Below are 18,779 nucleotides of genomic sequence, written 5' to 3' on the forward strand. Positions count from 1 at the left end.
GGAGTCTACGCCCAGCGCTATAACGCGGCAGGACAGGCTCTAGGTAACGAATTCCGAGTTAATACTATTACTAGCAATTCTCAACAGTTTTCGACGGTAGCGATGGATGCCGATGGAGACTTTGTTGTTACCTGGAGTAGCAATGGTCAGGATGGCTCCGGTTGGGGAGTCTACGCCCAGCGCTATAACGCGGCAGGACAGGCTCTAGGTAACGAATTCCAAGTCAACAGCTATACCAGTGGTTCTCAAATCTACTCTAAGGTGGCGATGGATGCAGACGGAGACTTTGTCGTTATCTGGAATAGTGCTGGACAGGATGGCTCTAGCTATGGAGTCTATGCTCAACGCTACAGTGCGGCTGGAGAGGTTTTAGGTGGCGAGTTTAAGGTCAATACCTACACCAGCAGCACTCAACGATTTTCCAGCGTTGCGATGGATGCCGATGGGGATTTTGTGGTGACTTGGACTAGCAGTGGGCAGGATGGTTCCGGTTGGGGAGTCTACGCTCAACGCTACAGTGCAGCCGGAGAGGCTTTAGGTCAGGAGTTCCGAGTCCATACCTTTACCAGTGGTTCTCAACTCTACTCCACAGTGGCGATGGATGCCGATGGAGATTTTGTAATTACCTGGAGTAGTAATGCTCAAGATGGCTCTGGCTATGGTGTATATGCTCAGCGTTACAATGCAGCTGGAGAGGCTTTAGGTGATGAGTTTCAGGTTAATACCTATACCAACAATTCTCAACGGTTCTCCAATGTTGCGATGGACGCTGACGGGGATTTCATTGTTAATTGGACGAGTAATGGTCAGGATGGCTCAAGCTATGGAGTGTACGCTCAACTTTACCGAGAGTTAGAAGCTCCGAGTAGCACTGGCATTAGTAATGTCATTGTGCAGGAAGATGCTCCTAATACGGTGATTGACTTGTTTGCTGCCTTTACCGATGATGACGACACAGATACGAACCTGACCTACACGATCGCCAACAATAGTAATCCCAGTTTATTCGCAGCAACAACCGTTGATGCAGTTACAGGAGAGTTGATACTAGACTATGCAACCAACGCCAACGGTACGGGCAACTTGACTATTCGAGCCACAGACTCGGATGGTTTATTTGTCGAAACAACCTTTGGTGTTACGGTTACTGCCGTCAACGACACTCCCACTGTTGTTAACTCAATTCCAAATCAAAGCGCCGCAGAAGATATCCCTTTCTCTTTTCTACTGCCTGCCAACACCTTCAGTGATGTTGATGCCGGAAGTAGCCTTGCTTACACAGCTACCTTGAGTAACGGGAATGCCTTACCGAGTTGGTTGACTTTTAATGCTGCTACTCGCACTTTTAGTGGTACCCCTCTCAACGGGATGGTCGGTTCCTTAGACATCAGAGTCACAGCAACAGACGAGGTAGGGGCAAATGTTAGCAATACCTTTAATTTAGCGATCGCCAACACCAATTATGCTCCTATTACTAATGATGAAGTCGCAACTCTGACTGAAGGCAACTCAATCACGCTTGATTTGCTAGCAAATGCTACTGATGCCGATGGTGATGTACTCACAGTTGGAAGTTTCATCAATCCTACCTACGGCACCCTAGTACAGAATGAGGAGGGAACATTTACTTACACAGCCCCCCTCAACTTCAGTGGCGCAGACAGCTTCACCTACACGGTAAGTGATGGTCATGGTGGGACGAGCGAAATGGCTACAGTCAGTCTTACAGTTGACCCACTGAACCTTGAGGGAACCGCCGCCTCCGAGACGTTAATCGGTACAAGCAGTGATAACATCATCAATGCTTATGGCGGGAGAGATGTCATTGAGGGTAAAGCAGGCGATGACATGTTAAATGGTGGTAGAGGTAATGACGTATTAACGGGGGGCAGTGGTGCTGACCTCTTAGTCGGTGGTGCTGGTAGTGATACATTTGTCTACACTGATTTTAATGACAAGGGTGATACCATCACTGATTTTGGTGTTGGCAGAGATGTCCTTGACCTAAGAACTCTCTTCGATAACCTTGGCTATGCGGGTGCTAATCCAATTGCGGCTGGCTATATGCAGTTCGTGCAGAGTGGTAGTAATACTCAAGTCCAAATTGACCCAGATGGAGTGGCTGGCTCCCAAAATTTCAGTTCTCTGGTAACTTTAAACAATGTCACTACCACGGCTTTGATGATCGGCAGTAACGTCATTGTCTAATGATTAGACCTATCTTGAAAATAGAGGCTGAAAGCTCATATCGGAAAGAGTGCGATCGCTCTTGCAATTAAGCGACGATATACGCTGCTGCTTCCCGTACAACTGTTAACTGGATGGCTTAGGCTGTCTGCCAAATTTCACCTCAGGCACAGCAACTGGGGCTGCCCAATGGACGGCATTAGTAATGACGTGCAACACTTCGGGTTGATGGTAAGTTGGGTAATCTTGATCGCCAGGACGAAAGTAAAAGACTTTACCCTGACCTCGGTGATAACAACATCCACTGCGAAAGACTTCACCCCCCTCGAACCAGCTAACAAAAACCAGAGTATCAGGGGTAGGAATATCAAAGAACTCACCGTACATCTCTTCAGCAGCGATTTCAAAAGACTCATCCAACCCAGAAGCGATCGCGTGAGAGGGAGCAACAACCCAAAGGCGTTCTTTTTCGCCTGCGTTGCGCCATTTGAGATTACAGGACGTACCCATGAGCCGTTTGAAAATCTTGGAGAAGTGACTGGAGTGCAACGCGATTAGACCCATGCCAGACAAAACCCGCTTGTGAATTTTGTCTACAATGTCGTCTTGCACCCGATCATGGGCGATGTGTCCCCACCAGATTAAGACATCAGTCTGATTTAACACCGCATCAGTCAAGCCATGCTCCGGTTGCTCCAAAGTCGCCGTCTGTACGGTTAGTCCTGAAGAACGCAGATGTTGGGCAATGACTTCATGGATACCATTTGGGTAGATTTTGGCTACTTTCGGGTTAGTTTTTTCGTGTTGGTACTCGTTCCATACCGTGACGCGAGGCGCATGGGTCATTACGTTCTCCACAGGTTTTTACTCTTAATTTTGTCTTGAAAATAGGTGGTAGGCGAGAGGGATTTTCATCGCAATGTTTGTGTACTCCTGTTCATGGGTGTCTAACTAGGATTCCTGGTTTTAGGAGATTACTATTGAACTCGACTAGTCTCAACAGAAGAGGGCAAAGCCATGAGGGACAACTTAATTACACGCCACTATCGTGCTGAAAACTTAGGTGCTGCTATCGGGTTGATTGTGTTAACAATACAAGCGATCGCTATTATGTTCGTGATTGCTGCTCCTGCATTAGCACAGGGAACTACCGCTGATGCAGGATTTAATCCTCAAGAAACACTGCGGAACACCTTAGAGTGGATAGATAGTCTGGGTTCGCTAGGAGCGATCGCTTATATTACCCTCTATATCGTTGCTACCGTAGCATTCTTACCGGGGTCAATTGTCACTTTGGGTGCTGGTGTTGTCTTTGGGATTGTTTGGGGTTCAATCTATGTTTTCATCGGTGCATCACTAGGAGCAACGGCGGCTTTCTTAATTGGACGCTATTTAGCAAGAGATTGGGTTTTTAAGAAAATCGCAGGAAACGAAAAATTTCGAGCGATTGATGAAGCTGTCGGCAAAGAAGGATTTAAAATTGTTCTGTTAACCCGGCTGTCCCCTGTATTTCCCTTTACCCTCCTGAACTATGCCTTTGGCGTTACAGGAGTTTCCCTCAAAGACTACATTCTTGGCTTCGTCGGTATGATTCCAGGCACGATCATGTATGTTTACCTCGGTTCCCTGGCTGGTAATCTTGCCAAAGTTGGTACTGAGGGTCAACCTAGCAATCCCACCGTCGAGTGGACAATTCGGATTATTGGTTTTATTGCAACAGTTGCTGTGACTGTTTATGTAACTCGTATTGCCCGAAAGGCTTTGGAAGAAAAGGTTTCATAAATAGAGGAATACTTAATTTTTAATTCTCCAAGGTGTTACCCATGTCAAGTTCTGCATTCGAGCGAGTTACTGTCTCACCGATGGATGAATATAACCAAACGCTGGTTTCTTATGTCCATCCGCCAGATTGGGTTAATCCTCAACCTGCTGATTGTTACGACCTGGTTGTGATTGGTGCTGGCACGGCTGGATTAGTTGCAGCGGCTGGCACAGCGGGTCTAGAACTGGGTTTAAAAGTCGCCTTGATTGAAAAGCATCTCCTGGGTGGGGATTGCTTGAATGTTGGTTGTGTGCCTTCCAAGTGCATAATTCGGTCTTCTCGCGTTGCTGCCGAAATGCGGGATGCAAGTGCTTTTGGGATTCACCCCCCAGAACACATTGAAATAGACTTTCCAGCAGTGATGCAGCGGATGCGTAAGCTACGGGCGAGGATTAGTCCTCACGATTCTGTTGATCGCTTTCAAAAGATTGGGATTGATATCTTCTTGGGATCTGGTCGGTTTTCGAGTGCCAACACGATTGAAGTTGGCGATAAGATTCTCCGGTTTAAGAAAGCTGTGATTGCCACGGGGGCTAGAGCCGCAGAACTACCCATTGAGGGACTTGAAGAGGCAGGTTATCTCACCAATGAGACAGTCTTTTCCCTAACAGAACGACCGCGACGTTTAGGAGTAATTGGTGGGGGACCAATTGGGTGCGAGTTAGCTCAGGCTTTCCAACGCTTGGGTTGCGAGGTAATACTTTTACATCAAGGCTCTTACCTATTAAATAAAGAGGATACCGATGCGGCAGAAATTGTCCAGAGCGTCTTTATCCGGGAAGGTATCCGCTTAGTGCTTGATTGCAAAATTAAGCGTGTGGTTAAAAGCAGTGAAGGCAAGACGCTTTACTTTAGCTGTAATGGTCAGGACGAGTCGGTTACGGTCGATGAAATTTTGACAGGCGTGGGTCGTGCGCCTAATGTTGAAGGTTTGAATTTAGAAGCTGTTGGGGTGGAGTACGACCAGCGAAAAGGCGTGAAGGTGAATGACTACCTCCAGACGACGAACCCTAAAATTTTTGCAGCAGGCGACATCTGCATGAACTGGAAGTTTACCCATGCGGCTGATGCGGCGGCGCGAATTGTGATCAGAAATGCTCTATTCTCTCCCTTTGGCTTGGGACGCTCTAAACTCAGTAGTCTGATTATGCCTTGGGTGACTTTTACTGACCCGGAGATTGCTCATGTGGGAATGTATGAGAACGAAGCTAAGCAAAGGGGCTTGGATGTAAATACAGTCAAAATTGCTTTGAGTGATGTAGATCGTGCGATCGCAGATGGTGAAGAGGAAGGGTTTGTCAAAATCCTTCACAAAAAGGGTTCCGATCAGATTCTCGGTGCAACCATTGTTGCCCGTCATGCAGGTGAGATGATCAGTGAAGTGACAACCGCCATTGTCGGCAAGCTAGGTCTAGTCACTCTAAGCCGTGTGATTCATCCTTACCCAACCCAGGCTGAAGGCATTAAGGCAGCGGCAGATGCATATTATCGCCGGACGTTTCTCAAGCCGAATATTAAACGACTCTTGGCAGTGGTCACCAAACTGTCGTAGTTTTCAGTCGTTAGTTCAAAAGAGGCTGAAGCGATACAGACTCCGTTTGATGAAACTTAAACTCAATTGTTTACGTCAATGGATAACGGTCTACTCGAAGCGGCGAAACCATAGTGGCTAGTAGATTTCCTCCTTATCCTAAGTCGGGATAATGCTTCGCTTCTTTTATTTCTAAGCCAGAAACTTGTTAATGAAAATTCCGGTTCAATATTGGCTACTTGTACTCGCTTTAGGTGCCACATTCGTTGTTCCCTCTGATGTTACCAATTCCACTCCTGCCCAGGTAACATTGGCTCAAGCTCAAACAGACCCCTTTGCATCCATACTAATGGAGCCAAACTTGCAATTAAATGTTCAACGTCAGGCAGGGAATTGTCCTCAAACGGTTGGGCTTTGGATGTTCATGCTTGGATTTGAAGGGGGTGCTGATCATACAGTGGTCGCTGATACTCAAGCGATCGCTTCTGCACCAGCAAAGTTGGTCGTCTCACAGCCGAAACGGCTGGAATACGAAGCACCCTTACGGAGTGAATATGCGTCTTGTGTTGGTCAGGCAAGTTCTGAAGTGTTTCGTGTCTACAGTCTCCAGTTCCGCAATGGTAAAGTCTCTTTCCGTATGGATATGACTTGGGTGGATGGGTACCACGAAATCCTATACAAAGGTGTGTCGGCTTCTCGTCCCTACATCCATTGGCGGGCGACGGAATAGGCTAATTGAAAACTAGCTTCTGTTTAGTGACCTGTAATTACTTCACAGCCTTGTCATCTACTGGGTGTTGACCATAAAACGGCAGTGCTTCCGACCAATGGGGGCGCTTTCCTTGCTGCCAATCTAGATAGGCAAGTGACAATACACTCGTTACACTTGTCCCCAACTCACTTGGAACATCAATCAGTTGGTAAGGTATCTCCGAGGACTCCAAAACTTGCTTCCAGTTCTCCTGTGTCATCACCGTATCTAATAGCAACGGTGTTAGTCCTACACCTGTTGGGTTGGCTTGATAGATTGCGACAAACAGTTCACCACGATGGGCATTCATCTGGAGAGCGATCGCATTTTGGTCTAAGCTTTCTGTCCTTTCTAACCGCTGCAACCAAGCCACAGCCGCTAGTGTTGAAATAGCAAACAGAGGAATATCCAACTGCTGGGCTAATGTCCGGGCAGTAACAATGCCAATTCGAGTGCTAGTAAAGCTGCCTGGTCCTTTTGCCACTGCAATAAACGCTAAATCTGCCCACCTCTTAGGTGTTAGAAATTCAGCAAGATGTTGATGTAAATGACTAGACAAATCACGCCCTAAATCCCAGGTAGAAGAGCGAGTATCATCAGCAAAGTTACTAACTGCTAGCCCCAATTGGGAGCTAGTTGTATGGAGGGCGAGAGCATATTTGTTGGGATCAAAGTGTTGCATTAGTTAAACTGCCAAATCTTGATTGTTTTATCCTGAGAACCACTGGCAATTATTCGACTATCAGGACTAATAGCAACCGCTGTTACACCAGCTAAATGTCCAGAAAGAGTGTGTAGCAGTTTTCCGCTACTAGGATGCCAGATTTTCAGCGTCTTGTCAGTACTAGCACTGATGAGAGTATTCCCTTGAGTGTTGAGGGCGAGGGAGTTAACAGCTTCTAAATGCCCAGTAAGTGTATTTAGCAATGCGCCGTCACCTAAATTCCAGATTTTAATCGTCTTGTCGGCACTGCCACTAATTAAGATACGACCACTAGGGCTAAACGTTAGGGAATTAACTGTATCTAAATGACCCTCAATCGTTAGCTGAATACCATGACTTATATCCCAAATTTTAATCGTATTATCAACACTGCCACTGGCAAAAATCTGCCCAGTTGGGCTAAAGACAAGCGCTTGAACCGCACCAGAATGTTCACAAAAACTTGCTTGTACTTCTTTAGTCTTCAAGTTCCAAAGCTTGATACTTTTATCAGCACTGCCACTCGCAAGTGTTTTCCCATCTGAACTAATCGCGACCGCATGAATCCAACCCGAATGTTCACGAAGGGTGTCAATTAGTTCTCTAGTTTCGACATCCCAAAGCTTAATCGTATAGTCCCAACTACCACTTGCTAGATGTCGCCCATCTGGACTAAAAGCCACAGCATTAATTAAGCTTAAATGCCCTGAGAAAGTGCAGCAGGGTCGGTGGCTATCTGCTTTCCAAATTTTGATAGTTTTATCAGCACTGCTACTAGCAAAGGTGTGTCCATCCGGGCTAAATGCAATTGAATTGATTGAACTTGCATGACCTGTGAGTGTGCGTACACATGTCCAAATAGGGATGATGGACTTTGGCGTTAGACTTTGTGAGTAACTTGGCTGGATAAATGTTGCGGGTATCGTTGTCGTGTGTCCTTGAGGATTAATGTCTTGAAGGATTTCCGCAGCAGATTGGTAACGCTTTCTAACTACACTGTCGAGCATCTTGTTGAGGATTTGACAAAGTTCTTTACTGACTGGATTCGTTAAATAATCTTGCCAAACCCAGATACCTTCCAAGCTATTAAACAGGTCAAATGGATGAATATCGGTGAGCAAATGAATGCAGGTAACACCTAAGCTATACAAATCGCTACTGATAACGGCTTTGCCCATCAGTTGTTCTTGTGCTGTGTAGGTAGCAGAACCAATTACAGTTCCAGTTCTTGCTAGGGCAGTTTTTGTAGTGAATTTTGCAGCACTAAAGTCAACAAGAACGAGTTGCTCCTCACCATTTTTTATCTCCTCATTAGTAAGCGGAGTGGAGGAGCAACGGATGATATTGTTGGGATTAATATCTCGATGAATCACACCTTGCTCGTGAACAAACTGCAAGACGGGCAATAGCTCATTGAGGATTTGTCGAATCTGAGCTTCGCTAAAAGCGCCCTCGCTTGCAAGTTTCTGAGCTAAGCTTTGACCTGTGATTAAGCTTTGGACAATGGCAGGTGCCGCCCCTATTTCAGTGAGATTATCTGGCTCAAAATAGGCTAGGAGTTGCGGAATTTGAGGATGCTGTCCGAGTTCTTGTAGTCGTGTCGCTTCTTGATGGAATAACTCAGCCGCTTTTTCTGCATTATTGGTGCCTTGATTTTTTGGAGAAAATTGCTTGATGATGCAGTGAGGTTTTGAGGTAGCTTGTTCGTCTACAGCAAGAAAGGTTCGACCAACGCCCCCCTGACTAATCGGTTCTAAAGCGCGATAGCGATCGCCTAAAAGCAACCTCGATCCACAAGTTGAGCAAAACCTCGCATTATTAGGATTTTGAGGCTTCGGACAACGAAGGTTGAGGCAGTAACTCATTCCAGCAGATTCAGATCTAGATGAGTCTATACTAATCCTTCGGTTTGAAAAAAGCGATCGCTTTAGTCGGTGTACGGCTTGGTTAGAATTTGGGCAGAAAGCTTTGTCATGATAACGACTGTCAGCTACGGCGGTTATGATCATTGGCTATAGGGCTGCTGACTGGTTGAACAATCTAGGGATGGAGAATGGAGCGAGAACTTTACGACCGAGGGTTAGAAAAGGCGCTTCAAGGAGACCTAAAAGGAGCGATTCAGGATTTTGATCAAGCGTTGCAGATCAATCCGCAATTTGCTGAAGCCTACTATAAACGTGGTGTTACGCGCTTTGACCTAGGAGATAACCTTGGCGCAATTGAGGACTATACTCAGGCGTTGCAAATCAATAGTGAAAGTATTGAAAATTACTTTGGGCGAAGTTTGGCGCGGTTAGCACAGGGAGATACTCAAGGCGCACTTGAGGATGCGAATCAAGTACTACAGCTAAAACCTAATCATGCTCCTGCTTATAACCTTCAAGGCACGATTTATCGTCGCTTAGGAGATACCCAAAACGCGATCGCTAGTTTTAAAAAAGCTGCTGAACTCTATTTAGAACAGAAAGATACTGTCAATTGCCGCCGTTGCTTGGACAGCATCAGCCAAATTCAGGCTCCCCAAAAACAAGCAATGACGTTAATTCAGACAGAGGATTTCTTCAAGCAAGCCGTGAAGAAAGTTAACCGAGGCAACTACCGTTCCGCCTTGGAAGATTTTAACTGGCTACTTCAAGTTGAGCCACGAGATGCCAAAGCCTATTGCTATCGTGGTGTTGTTCGCTGCAAGCTAGGTGACCATCAGGGAGCAATTCAAGACTTAGGTCGGGCAATGCAACTGAGTCCCCAAGATACCCAAGTTCGTTGCCATCGGGGACAAGTCCGTATTGAACTGGGTGATTATCGAGGTGCGATTGATGACTTTACTCAGTTATTAGATAGTAATCCCAAAAATATTGAAGCCTACACTAATCGGGGTCATGCTTACAGAAAGCTTCGTAGCTATCGACAAGCAATCGAAGATTACTCACGAGCGCTGAGTATTAAACCCGATGATGGTCTACTGTATTGCTATCGGGCAGTTGCTCGCTTCGATTTTGATGACAAACAGGGAGCGGCTGACGATTATCAAAAAGCGGCAAATATCTACTTTGATAAGCAAGATTGGGCGAGTTATCGACAAGTATTGGAAAAGCTGAAAAAGCTCCCCTTATCACAAGCTGGTTCTTCAGCACAAAGACGAACGTCTCAATCAAATTTGAATAATAGCGCCACTAATCCAAACAACCCAACCTGGTCAAGCTCTTATCCAAGTAGTGATGTACAAAACCGACTCCTGCGGTTGGTAGGAGGGTACTGGGATGTCGCAACACGACTAATTGATATAGCCAAGCGAAAAAATCCTGGGATGCCAGAACATTGGTATTGGGAGAAGGTGATTGAGGATATAGAAAGCGATCGCTAAAAGCCTATTGATTAAAGTGAAGGGGATTAGGGATTGGGGATTGCCCGAATCCTGAGGTGAAGTTATAGCAGTAGCCACTGAGGTTAGGAAATCATCGGAAGCCGAGTTCCTTAACCGGAGCCTATTTGACTGGAAGCTGACCGCCCAAAGCTGACTGCTGATTGCTATAACTGGCGTCCCGCAGTTGTTGATCTTGGTACTAATCCCTCTTGAGCTAGAGTTCCCAAACTAGCTGAACTCAGCAGTTTTACCCAATCAGCGGCAATCATTGCATCATTGGGTCTCTCACGGCGTAACTGCACCAAAGTTGCTAAAGCATCATGCCAAATCTCTGCTTGTGCGTACAGCTCAACTTGCTTTTGTGGTGGGGCTTGTGCTAACTGAGTGCTAAGTGAAGAGTTGAGTTCTACCCGTCTAGTCCACCCTTCTACAGTAATATCTTGCGATCGCTCATCTTCGAGGCAAAGCAGTGAGAATGACCACTGATAATCCTGACCCACCTTTAAAGGCGACAACCCTGCATGGGCAGGAAGGCTGAGTGCGACAATACCCGACATTCCACCTGTCCTAAACGTGGTTTTGTAGAGTTCATTCTCGTTGCTATCTTTCAACAAAAACTCTACTGGCAGTGAGGAGTTTTCAGGCGATAAGGTAGGCATATACACAAAAAATGTAGGGTAATCTGCTACCGTTACCCCAAAGCGATTGTTAGGAACTAGTGCGGTAAGGGGTTTGCCACTAATTGAACAGCCACTGCTTGAACCGCGAGTTCCTCCTCCTTCCACACGACGCGGTTTACCAATATTCACGGGTGGTTGATATTGGTTTGCTTCCCAACTCCGAGGTATTCCTTGGGCAAAAAGGCTCTGTGGAGTTTGTACTACCGTGAATATCGCAATGACTAGTGCCAGTGTCAGGGAGAGTATCTGAGCAAACTTGAAAAAGCGGAACTGTATCTGTGCCATGACAGTTATTGGATATTGAGTAGGTGGGTGTCAAATAGACGCAGGAAGAGAATTACTAGTAGTCATATCAAAGTTGTTTAATCACCCCTCATAAAAACCTCTCCCTATCCCCCTATTTCTCCATCAACCGCAACGATGGAAAATTATATGAAGATAAACTCACTGTTTAGTGATACAAGCAATCTGTTGGTTAGTGAGCAATTGGAACCGTCCTACTCGTTGCTAATGATGAAAAGCCGCCACTGAGTTCGTTTATTTGTGCCCAACTCCTCTAGTTCCTGATGTTTCTCGCACTCTGAATTACAGGTTCTTGGGCAATCACCTCCAGTCCTACAGAACTGAGTAGGGTTCTCCAAGCAGCGGTGATGTTACTATCGTAGGGGCGATCGCGTCGTAGCTCGACTAACGCTGCTACTGTTTCATACCAAAGCTTCTTGTCTGCATATAGACCTACACGCTCTTGGGGGCTAGCTTGCTGGACACGAAGCGCAAGATCTGGGTCAGGTGCGACTCGCTTCAACATTCCAAATACTGTAAGGTCTTCAGACCGATCAGAGTCTTTGGAATTACACATCAATGTCAACTCCCAGTGATATTCCCGACCCATTTCTAGAGGATAGAGGTTAGAAACATTCAAGCTCATAATACCAGGTGCTCCCACAACACCTTGAGCAGAGGTTGTTAAAGTATACTCAGCTGTGTAAATTTCTTGATCGTTTGCATCCTTGAGTACAAACTCTACGGCTGGTGCTGGTGCATCCGCAGAGATTTCAGGCATGTACCAAAAGACAGTCGGATTTTCTGCCATCGTCTCTCCCGCCCCGTCAACTGGAACTAGGGCAATGAGTGGCTTGCTTGCCTTCGTCATGCAAGGGCCTCTTGTCGCCCCCTGTTGCCTGTTGACAGGTTTGCCTATACCACTTGGCGGTCTAAAGGCATTTTCCAGCCTGTTACTGAGAGAGACAGGAGTTGAGCGGGGTTGAGGTTGCGCCACGACATTGAGGCTAAGCCCCAACATCAAAGCCGCCGTTATGATTGTGAAGCGTGATGAGCGTTTGAACCAAGCCATGATAGGAGTATTTTCGGGTAGATCGGGGACTTTTATTTATTAAAGATGACAGAACAGAAGCATAGGTTCCAACACATTGGTAGCTAATCTATGATAATCAGGTTCTAATACGAGCATCTGGCTTGGTTTTGATTGTTATCACTTGAGACATTGAAAGCCTTGCTACCCTTTGAGGTTGAACAAAAACAACTAAGCTGTCACTGGCGCTCGTTCTAAACAACCCTGAACCCAACGGTTGGGCTACGCTAATGTGTTTGGCTTTTGCGATCGCTTGAGCTGATGCACGCTTGAAGGGTTTGTGGTCAGTCGTTCAGTGGTCAAAAACAATTGCCAAGGAACTCTGAACAGCAAACAACGGCTCAAAAACGACATGGAGGAGTAATTCCTTAGACAATCCCCTAAGTTCCACTGTTACATAAACTTCATCTATCGTCAGTATGATTACTAATTTAGCCTCCTCTGTTCTACAAAAGCAAAATCCTTGGTTCCGCACAATTAGACCAATTGCTGTCTCTGCTTTGCAAGGTATCGCATTTCAGGGAGACACACTGATTGCTATTGATTCAACCAATGGTTATCTATTGCAAATCGATCCCCTGAGCAATAACACCAAAATTTTGAACCCATCCCGTGAGTTAGATTTTGCTGATGCTACAGGTTTAGCTCTCTTAGGAGACACTGTATGGTTGACGATAAACGATAATGTTTACTTCTGTCCGCTAAACGGGGCTTCAGAGCTTCAGCACTTTGTTACCTTACCGTACACAGCGAATGGAATCGCTATTAAAGACTCAACGATCTATGTCACCTGCGAAAAAGCTGGCTATATTCTTGTTTACAGCCGCAACACAGGCCGTGAGATTACTCGGCTACGTGCCCCAGGCGTTGGAGTAGAGAATATTACAGTACGTGATGAAGAACTTTGGGTCTCAGACGCACAGGAACAGAGCGTTTTTTGCCTTGACCGCGCTACGGGTGAAATTCAATTTAGCGTTTTAACCCCTTTTGAAAACCCTACGGGCTTAGCGTTTCACACTGACCCTCAAACAGGGCAAGATATCCTTTATGTTGCCTATGCTAGCGAAGAACCCTACATCCGGGATAACCCAAACGCCGACCCTAACTACGAACTACAGTATCGCGATCGCACATTTATTCATCCTCTGCACTTTCGTTACGACCCTGAACGTCGTTGTGCCCTCTCTAGTGGCTATTTGATTGAAATGTCGTATGTCGAGGAACTTGCTCCCCTCGAAGATGTAGAGTTAAAAGACGTAGAATGGCGCATTGCTTTGCCGGCAGAAACTGATCGGCAAAAGGTCAGGAAAGTAGAGCCAGTAGGCATCCCTTTCACAGAAGAACTTCACAACGATCAGCGAGTTGCCGTCTTTAAATTTGACACCCTCAAACCTGGTGAACGGCATCTATTTGGCTGGAAAGCCCTTTTAGAAGTTTGGAGCATTAAATACCGCCTGACACCAAGAGATGTCGAAAACATACCAGAGTTGCCGCCAGACTTTGAAGAGCGGTATTTAGTGGATAATGATGACCTTGCTATGGATACGGAGATTATTCGTCAGGCTGCCCGTGAAGCAATTGGTCGTGAAACAAATCTTCTGCGGAAGATTTACAATATCCGCAATTATGTTTACGACAAACTTTCCTACGGTATTAAACCTCACATCGATAGTCCAGACGTAGCATTAGCGCGAGGGGTAGGTTCCTGCGGGGAATACTTAGGTGTTCTACTCGCTTTAGGACGCCTCAATGGTATCGCCTGTCGTACCGTTGGTCGCTATAAATGTCCTGCCCATGCTGATAAAATGGGTGTCCCTTTAGAGCCAGACTTTAATCATGTTTGGATGGAATTTTACGTTCCTGGCATAGGCTGGCTACCAATGGAATCCAATCCTGATGACATTACTGAAGGTGGACCCTATCCTACTCGCTTTTTCATGGGTCTTGCTTGGTATCACATGGAATTAGGGAAAGGGATTACTTTTGAAAGCCTCCGCAGTGAAGGTGCTCCCGTTAATAAAGAAAATGCTTCGATTGGAGAGTTAGCAATTAATCATGTAAGGTTTACAATTCTGGAGGAATTGGTGCCATCAGAGTCAGAATAAGTCTAAGCGACTGGGGAGCATTCAGTTTTGCAAACAATCTCCTGCCCTCACCCCCAACCCCCTCTCTCAATACTGGGCTTCCCCTTGGTGACTCTAGGCTGCCAGGTAAACACACCTTAGGCTTATGACTTGAGCATTTCCCGCCTGATTCGTTGGCGATCGCATCCTAGAATATCGATTTCATAACGTGCTGGGGAGAGAAGAACCTGAATTTTTCTGCGATCGCACTCTTCACAGAGATAATCTAGAGCAGACTGGCGGTTATTCTGGCTTAACGAATCTAGGAAACCGCCAAAGCCCAGAAAAGCCAGCCTATACATCAATTGTTGGGTAAATTGCCCATCAAAGTAACCGCCGTGAGTATTGATTTTCCTTAAAGCTGAAGCCAGCGTTAAGCGGATGTAATAAATTAAACCAGGCTCCCATCTTCCTCTTTTCAGGCTAAGCACTCTTTGAAGGGCAGAATTTGGTTTAATTATCTGATCTGTATAATCTGTACAATCAAAGTAAGTAAATAAGCTGGCAATTTCTTCTTCAGTTCCTTGGAAGCCGTGATATCTTTTCTGAATATCTTTGAGAGATTGTTGTAGATCGAACGAGTCCACGAAAAGGCTCTCTAGTACTTCATTTTGAGATAACTTTTGATATTGCTTCAGTTGTTCTAGATTGACGATTCCACTGCCTTGATTATTTTTGATGGCAACATTACCTAGACGATAGCCACTTTCTCGTGTACTCGCAGGAAAAAAGATATAGTTAGCAACTGTTGAGGCTAACCTTAGCGCTAAATCTCCTTCATTACTAAACAAGTAGGCTTCTTCAAAGCGGCGCAAAGACGAACGTAAGAAGTTTGCTCGTCCTGAGAGGATGGTATTAATTGGAATATCTGGGGATATAAGAAGTAAACGCCCAAAGCAGAAGGCACGCCCAATTGTTAAAGCAGGGACTTTCTTCGTTGAGCCTAAAGTTCCTACTGAACTTAAGTCAAATACATTGGAAAGGAGTCTAACAGCATTAGTAACAACATAAGCTCCCATACTATGACCTATGAATGTCAGCTTGATTCGATTCCGCTCTTTCCAATACCTTTTAGCTTGATTTTCGAGTAATTCTATTGCAGCTTCTCTTAACTCATGAAATTCATCTTCTACATCTCTAGCAATCAATCTTGTTGCTAGTTTTACAATCTCTTCAAAGTCTTGTTTTGTGATAGAAGAAGTAGTCTTTTTGAAAATCCAAGATTCATCGAATTCTTCTAAACTAACTGTCTTATCTTTACAATAGCTTTCGACGACTTGATTACATATCAGTTCTAAGTCTTGCTCATTAACAATAGCTTGCAATTCTGGATTCAGCGCATTCTTGACTTTGTAATTAAATTGTTCTTTTAGCTTGTTAATCAAGCTAATGTTGTGGATATATTTCTCTTTAACTTGGTTAACTAAAGCTTTATCAAGTTGTCGAATAAATTCAACTAAATCAGGAACTCCAAAATTACTAGCTCTATAATTATCTCGAAAATAAACCAGTGCCCTTAATAGAATTAAACTGATAACAAAGAAAAACAAAACCATTAAAACCAATAAAATAATGGCATTGATATAGAAAAAAGGATTGGTATACATAAATTGACGTACCTGTGGTAGCATTGAAAGCCCAATGCCAATAATCCCACCAATTAACATAGCTCTAGCTAGAAGTGGCAAAGCAGTAAAAGCAGCACACAGCTTTTGCCAAACCCCTCCTGGTTCATCACCAACTAATGTTTCTGACGGCCATCGATAGCCAATGAACATTAATTTGTTGGCTCGGTCTTGAACTTGTTGACTACTATCTGTTTTGATATAGTTATAAATTTCTTGATACCGAGCTTTGGTAGCTGCGCGGCTATTATTGAAGCCATGGATAGCAAAAACTATCTCAACAAAGTCTTTTCTATTTTCTGGATTATTAATTCGTGTATCTAATTTATTAAATAGTAACTCTGCAATCTTGTTGAGATTTTGCTCCGCTTCTTTCGCCGTTGAATGCTTATGAGCTTGTGGAGTATCTCCTTCTACGTTAATTGGGGCAGTACTCTCTACAAAATATCCAGGGATTTTAGGATTTTCTTCTTCCGATAAAGAGAATATTGAAATTAAAGATTTACTCATATTTGAATGATATTTATTTTTAGTTGTTTAAATCAATGGTGATAAAAGAGGCTTATTGTATTCTCATGTTAATCCTTAATGGTCTAAATTGAGGATTAGTTGATTTTTCATGAAGCGAGTTTAGAAATTACCGATGGAAGTTATTCCAGCCATTGATTTACTCGAAGGTCGTTGTGTGCGATTGTATCAGGGAGATTATGCGCGATCGCAAGTATTTAACGATAACCCTGCTGATGTTGCCAAACAATGGGTTGATCAAGGAGCCACACGACTGCATATTGTTGACTTAGATGGTGCTAAAGTGGGTCATCCAGTGAATACTCAAGCGATCGCAGCGATTGTGCAAGCCGTCTCTGTACCCGTGCAAGTTGGAGGGGGTTTACGCGATCGCGTTGGTGTTGCTCAACTTTTGTCTACTGGTGTCCAGCGAGTTATTTTAGGCACAGCCGCTGTGGAAGATCACCCACTGGTAGAACAACTGTGCAAAGAATTTCCAGGACAAATCGTGATTGGTATCGATGCACGCAATGGCTTGGTTGCAACTCGTGGTTGGTTGGAAACGTCAGAGGTGAAGGCAACAGATCTTGCTGGGCAGATGGCTCAACTGGGAGTTGCGGCGATCATTTATACTGACATCCACCGTGATGGTACACTTGCTGGACCAAATTTAGATGCTTTGAGAGAACTGGCTACAGGTATTTCTATTCCTGTTATTGCCTCTGGTGGTGTTAGTTCAATTACCGACCTTTTAAGTTTACTTGCCCTCGAACCGCTAGGAGTTAGTGGTGTTATTGTTGGTCGTGCGCTCTACACGGGTGATATTCTTTTGAAAGAAGCCATTCAAGCCGTTGGCTCAGGACGTTTACAGGATATTCCTCCAGATCTAGGCTTTTCGTCATTTGCTTAAGGTATGCAAAGTGTGATTACACTTTTGTTGATTTGAATTATTGCACTCTGTAGGGGCGAGGCATTTGGACGATAAGTTAGAGGAAAAAACGATGATTTTGCTATCCAAATGCTCGCCCTTCCCCGCTGTATACGTTAGCTTAACCACACAGCAACTTGATAGCCATTGAGCCTCTCAAAAGTAATACATCTCAAGGAATATATAAAAGGAATGAACTATTAATTCCGTGAGCTGCGATTCTGCGAATGTGGCAAAATTTGTTTAACTTAACAATAGCAATGCCCCCTAGGCAAATGATTGCAGTCATCTGTCTAGCAGGACTTCCTCCCAAATTGACAGTACCAATCCAGGAGACAACCTTAAAATGCCAAAAGCTAACGATGAACATCTTCCTGATCTAGATAGATATCACTTCCAGGAACAAGCAATTGTGCGTTACAAATGCCTCAAAAGTCTTAAACAAGCTGAATTAAGTTTAGAAGATCAGCTATTCTTACAAAACTTTCAGTGTGCAATGTCCTATCTTTGGAATTTTCCTGAACACAGCAGAAAAAATTTCTCTGGCTATCGTTTTTAGGCGTAGTGGCAAATGCGCGAATGGGTAGGTGTTTTTTTGAATAAGCTACGTTTGAGGCGGTATGGCTAATTAGATCAAGGGTTACAAGCCATTATAGCTAATCAACGATTCGCGCATTAGTCACAGCAAGGGTTTGAGCGATTTTGCCTGTTGACAGATAGTGATTTTTTTGAAATGATTAAGTCATTCGCGCAACTGCACATTGAAAACTACATACAGCAAGCTTTTCAGCATCCCGCTCTTTCAGCGCTATGTAATCCCTATCAGGGATTGAAACTTAATCGGCAAGTTTTATAAAAAGCAGTCTGATCTGCTTTCAGCGCTATGTAATCCCTATCAGGGATTGAAACGAGTCTAAGCGTCGTCGGGGTTTGATACTTAAGCGGCTTTCAGCGCTATGTAATCCCTATCAGGGATTGAAACAAGGCGATCGCCCAGTCTGGTCTTAAGCCCTTTCCTTTCAGCGCTATGTAATCCCTATCAGGGATTGAAACTTTAATATCTGCTTTGAATTCTTTGTAGTTCTCCTCTTTCAGCGCTATGTAATCCCTTTCAGGGATTGATACCAAATCCGGTTCTATAGTTCTAGTCGTAGAGACGTTCCGGCGGAACGTCTCTACAAAGTTT

General features: G+C 44.7%; 14 protein-coding genes and 1 CRISPR repeat array. Of the genes, 8 read left to right on the top strand and 6 right to left on the bottom strand.

The features are described 5' to 3' along the window. Positions 1-2,208, top strand: a 2,208-nt coding sequence (locus AC5JL3_RS26540) for a tandem-95 repeat protein (protein ID WP_496077329.1), incomplete at its 5' end; no start/stop codon positions are given. A 105-nt stretch (positions 2,209-2,313) separates the two neighbouring features. On the opposite strand, the gene AC5JL3_RS26545 is transcribed toward AC5JL3_RS26540, so the two are convergent. Beyond that, a complete protein-coding gene (locus AC5JL3_RS26545; protein ID WP_496077330.1) occupies positions 2,314-3,033 on the bottom strand; it encodes a ThuA domain-containing protein in 720 nt (239 codons plus the stop codon). Between the two features lie 264 nt (positions 3,034-3,297). Between AC5JL3_RS26545 and AC5JL3_RS26550 the strand changes: the two genes are divergently transcribed. The 3 genes from AC5JL3_RS26550 to AC5JL3_RS26560 all read left to right on the top strand — a co-directional run bounded on the left by AC5JL3_RS26550 (position 3,298) and on the right by AC5JL3_RS26560 (position 6,270). Beyond that, positions 3,298-3,969, top strand: a complete 672-nt coding sequence (locus AC5JL3_RS26550; protein WP_496077487.1) for a TVP38/TMEM64 family protein — start codon at positions 3,298-3,300, stop codon at positions 3,967-3,969. 41 nt (positions 3,970-4,010) lie between these two features. Beyond that, positions 4,011-5,561 (top strand): mercuric reductase, encoded by a 1,551-nt coding sequence (locus AC5JL3_RS26555; RefSeq protein ID WP_496077331.1) that lies wholly within the window; start codon positions 4,011-4,013, stop codon positions 5,559-5,561. A gap of 190 nt (positions 5,562-5,751) precedes the next feature. Then, positions 5,752-6,270, top strand: a complete 519-nt coding sequence (locus AC5JL3_RS26560; RefSeq protein WP_496077332.1) for a hypothetical protein — start codon at positions 5,752-5,754, stop codon at positions 6,268-6,270. 37 nt (positions 6,271-6,307) lie between these two features. Here the strand turns inward: AC5JL3_RS26560 and tsaB are convergent, their stop codons facing one another. Both tsaB and AC5JL3_RS26570 read right to left on the bottom strand, forming a co-directional pair. Next, entirely contained in the window at positions 6,308-6,973 is a 666-nt protein-coding gene (tsaB, locus tag AC5JL3_RS26565; RefSeq protein ID WP_496077333.1) for a tRNA (adenosine(37)-N6)-threonylcarbamoyltransferase complex dimerization subunit type 1 TsaB, read from the bottom strand. Continuing rightward, positions 6,973-9,003, bottom strand: coding sequence for a protein kinase domain-containing protein (locus AC5JL3_RS26570; RefSeq protein WP_496077334.1), 2,031 nt, complete (start codon positions 9,001-9,003; stop codon positions 6,973-6,975). The genes tsaB and AC5JL3_RS26570 overlap by 1 nt, the downstream gene beginning before the upstream one ends. 44 nt (positions 9,004-9,047) lie before the next feature. Between AC5JL3_RS26570 and AC5JL3_RS26575 the strand changes: the two genes are divergently transcribed. Next, positions 9,048-10,358, top strand: coding sequence for a tetratricopeptide repeat protein (locus AC5JL3_RS26575; protein WP_496077335.1), 1,311 nt, complete (start codon positions 9,048-9,050; stop codon positions 10,356-10,358). A gap of 164 nt (positions 10,359-10,522) precedes the next feature. Here AC5JL3_RS26575 and AC5JL3_RS26580 read toward each other — a convergent pair whose 3' ends face one another. Then, entirely contained in the window at positions 10,523-11,323 is an 801-nt protein-coding gene (locus tag AC5JL3_RS26580; protein ID WP_496077336.1) for a DUF928 domain-containing protein, read from the bottom strand. 271 nt (positions 11,324-11,594) lie between these two features. Then, a complete protein-coding gene (locus tag AC5JL3_RS26585; protein WP_496077337.1) occupies positions 11,595-12,392 on the bottom strand; it encodes a DUF928 domain-containing protein in 798 nt (265 codons plus the stop codon). A 437-nt stretch (positions 12,393-12,829) separates the two neighbouring features. Here AC5JL3_RS26585 and AC5JL3_RS26590 point away from each other — a divergent pair, with 437 nt between their 5' ends. Further along, the gene (locus AC5JL3_RS26590; RefSeq protein WP_496077338.1) at positions 12,830-14,515 is read left to right on the top strand and encodes a transglutaminase domain-containing protein; all 1,686 of its coding nucleotides are present in this window, start codon (positions 12,830-12,832) and stop codon (positions 14,513-14,515) included. A 122-nt stretch (positions 14,516-14,637) separates the two neighbouring features. Here the strand turns inward: AC5JL3_RS26590 and AC5JL3_RS26595 are convergent, their stop codons facing one another. Further along, positions 14,638-16,668 carry an alpha/beta hydrolase gene (locus tag AC5JL3_RS26595; protein WP_496077339.1) on the bottom strand — a complete coding sequence of 677 codons (2,031 nt, stop codon included), beginning with the start codon at positions 16,666-16,668 and terminating at the stop codon, positions 14,638-14,640. Positions 16,669-16,801: 133 nt separating this feature from the next. On the opposite strand from AC5JL3_RS26595, the gene hisA reads away from it, so the two are divergent. Further along, positions 16,802-17,575 (top strand): 1-(5-phosphoribosyl)-5-[(5-phosphoribosylamino)methylideneamino]imidazole-4-carboxamide isomerase, encoded by a 774-nt coding sequence (gene hisA / locus AC5JL3_RS26600; RefSeq protein ID WP_496077340.1) that lies wholly within the window; start codon positions 16,802-16,804, stop codon positions 17,573-17,575. A gap of 364 nt (positions 17,576-17,939) precedes the next feature. After that, complete coding sequence (locus tag AC5JL3_RS26605) at positions 17,940-18,152, top strand: hypothetical protein (RefSeq protein WP_496077341.1); 213 nt, start codon at positions 17,940-17,942, stop codon at positions 18,150-18,152. Between the two features lie 240 nt (positions 18,153-18,392). After that, positions 18,393-18,718: a CRISPR direct-repeat array (repeat unit 37 nt; unit sequence CTTTCAGCGCTATGTAATCCCTATCAGGGATTGAAAC). Positions 18,719-18,779: the final 61 nt, after the last annotated feature.

It is taken from the genome of Symplocastrum torsivum, from assembly GCF_059505465.1.